The organism is Pseudoalteromonas rubra (assembly GCF_005887095.1).
Taxonomy (GTDB): domain Bacteria; phylum Pseudomonadota; class Gammaproteobacteria; order Enterobacterales; family Alteromonadaceae; genus Pseudoalteromonas; species Pseudoalteromonas rubra_E.
This window is the reverse complement of record NZ_PNCI01000113.1, coordinates 1-2372: the sequence shown is the minus strand read 5'-3', so window position 1 is coordinate 2372 and position 2372 is coordinate 1. Positions and strand designations below refer to the sequence as shown.

The following is a 2372-nucleotide window of genomic DNA, read 5'->3' as shown; positions in this document are numbered from 1 at the left end:
GTGGGTGTCCTTGTAACTGCAGTCTTCCCTTCAAAGCTAGCGCTGTCCCCTGATGTCGCTGCACTTTTAAGCGCCAGTTTCAATATTATGGTTAATCGAGCCAGAGAGATTGGTATTATCAACTCAACGATGAAAGAGTCTGGCCTATTTATAGACTTCATCAGACGTAATACTGAAAAAATCCATCAGATAGAGATTGAGATGACTCTTTTCGATCGCAGTAATAGAGGCAATTATCCAGAACTAAACGTAGTAACAGAGCACCTAAATAAATTTCGAACACCCAGCCACCGAATAACCTTATAGCCTCATCTAAGCTTGTTACATTAATGTTTCTAACCTGGTCGTATGTGCTGATAAAGCTGGTCATGACAAATCGACTTTGTGGTCATACAACTCTGACTTACCTGGTCCTATCAAGCGATATATACACTTGTATATCACACTCCCTGCGGACCACGAGGTCGATGGATACGACCACAATGGTCAAACCGATGCGACCAAAAAATCGGTGAAATACGACCAGAAACAGAAAAGCCCCGGCGGGTGCCGGGGCTTTAGATTAGGTGTCTTTTATGTTTTCTTTTTAGGGTGGGCGTCCTTGTAACTTGTGCAGGATTCTATTAAAACTTCATTAGATGTGAATTCCTCGAACTTAACAATCTCAACCCCTTCTGTACCTGCATAGTAAAGTGGCATAAAGTTCTCGAATTTCACCTTTATATTTTTATCATTTGACGTGATTCGGTAGCTTTTTTTCAAGTCAATTTTTGCGACTAGTTTTTCTCCACTTTTTAAAAGTATCAAATCAGTCCCTTCCGGCTTACGCCTTTTAACCAATTTTCCGACATAATCAACTAGCTCACTCCCATTGCTTACTATGAATAAGCTTTTATAAAGCTCACTCCCTACACCTACATCCCAATATGCTATATGAATATCAGTCTCATATAGATTTGAGTAAACCACTTCTAGTTCACATTTCCCTTGACTCATCAGCTCAATTGCAAGGCTACCTTTATCACGAGAAAAAGCACTACTCATGAAACCTGCAGTTATGATAATCAAAGCTGCAACTAAACTAGAGGGATTCTGCATAATATTCATAGCTATCTGCATTTCTTAGTGCCTTTAAATAGTTATCTTTAGCCAAAGCTTCTGCTCCTGCAACACCGTAAACTACATCGTTAAGTCCGGAAACCTCATGCCCTAATTCATGGATAAACACACCACCTTTCGAATTAAAGCCTGTAGAAGATGCTCCCATAAAGTACTTACCTAAATGGACTTCAACCTCACCTCCTGCATATACATATGCATACGAATCATCAGCCAAGTCGAAGCTCACCGTCACTCCGTTTTCAAAGGCTTGATCAATACTCTGATAAGCCCTTCTTACTATCCTGATCTTGCTATCACTCACCTCTCCGAAAAACCTTTCGAATCGCTGAACAGACTCTTCATCTCCTGCCGCAACAGAGTTGAGAGCGTCCAATGCTTTTTTCGTGAGATTATGACCATTTTCGACAGCTCCTTTTATAATACCCTTTATCTTGTCAGTAGTTACAGCGCCATAGGTAATACTGCCTGTTTTTTGCTGTTTAGAGGCACCCCAATCCGCCTTCAGTGCCGTAGCAAAAGCAGCACTGAACGCACCATTTGCAAACTTACCGCCAGTAATTGCGGATACGGTGCCACCCACAATGGCGGAGCCGATGATACGGTTCATTGGACCCTTACCAAACATACCACCAGTGACAGAGCCCACGCCAGCGCTGACAAATCCATGACCAAACTTGCCGCCCTGAATAACGGACATTACGCCGCCAACCAACCCACTGGCAGCAAAGGCTTCAAAGCCACCAAGTCCGGCACCGCCAAGGGCTCCAAAAATGGCTCCACTGGCCGCTCCCGTCAGCGCCCCTTTGAGCGTACCGGTAGAAATAGCACCATTTACAGCACCTGCTGCTGCGCCGCCTCCAATTAGAGCTGCCGCACTTAAGTCTGCCATTGCTTTAAATGTCCAAGCTCCAGTCGACAAGCCAAATGTCACATAGGCTGCGCCTATCGCCGCTATCGTCCGCCAATTCTTCTTAATAAACTTCCCAAGCTTCTTAAACAAATACCCACTCGGGTCCGTATACGACATCGGATTATTCAGCACATAACTATAACGGTTATAGTTTTGCAAGTTCGCGGGCGCCTGCACCACCGGATCCGCCTGCATAAACCGGCCGGTATCTGCATCGTAAATCCGACCATTCATATGAATGATGCGGTTGTCGCCGCCCAGTGTGATGGGCTCGTGGCCTGTGTAGCTGCGGCTGTTTTTGGGCACCCGGGTGAATATCCCCATGCTTGCTGTGGACCAG

3 protein-coding genes are annotated in these 2372 nt (G+C 45.0%); 1 reads left to right on the top strand and 2 read right to left on the bottom strand.

Translation table 11 applies throughout. From position 1 onward, the window contains the following. Positions 1-306 (top strand): hypothetical protein (locus CWB99_RS24450; RefSeq protein ID WP_212748543.1); only part of this gene is annotated, 306 nt, incomplete at its 5' end. 267 nt (positions 307-573) lie between these two features. Here CWB99_RS24450 and CWB99_RS23430 read toward each other — a convergent pair. Continuing rightward, on the bottom strand, positions 574-1107 hold the full coding sequence (locus tag CWB99_RS23430) for a hypothetical protein (protein ID WP_138553686.1): 534 nt from the start codon (positions 1105-1107) through the stop codon (positions 574-576). Continuing rightward, positions 1082-2372: M35 family metallo-endopeptidase (locus CWB99_RS24310; RefSeq protein WP_249332093.1), on the bottom strand; the 1291-nt coding region annotated here is incomplete at its 5' end. The genes CWB99_RS23430 and CWB99_RS24310, both read right to left, overlap by 26 nt.

Coding starts and splice junctions, on each gene's coding strand:
- CWB99_RS23430 (WP_138553686.1), bottom strand. CDS start 1,107: ATGAATATTATGCAGAATCCCTCTAGTTTAGTTGCAGCTTTGATTATC.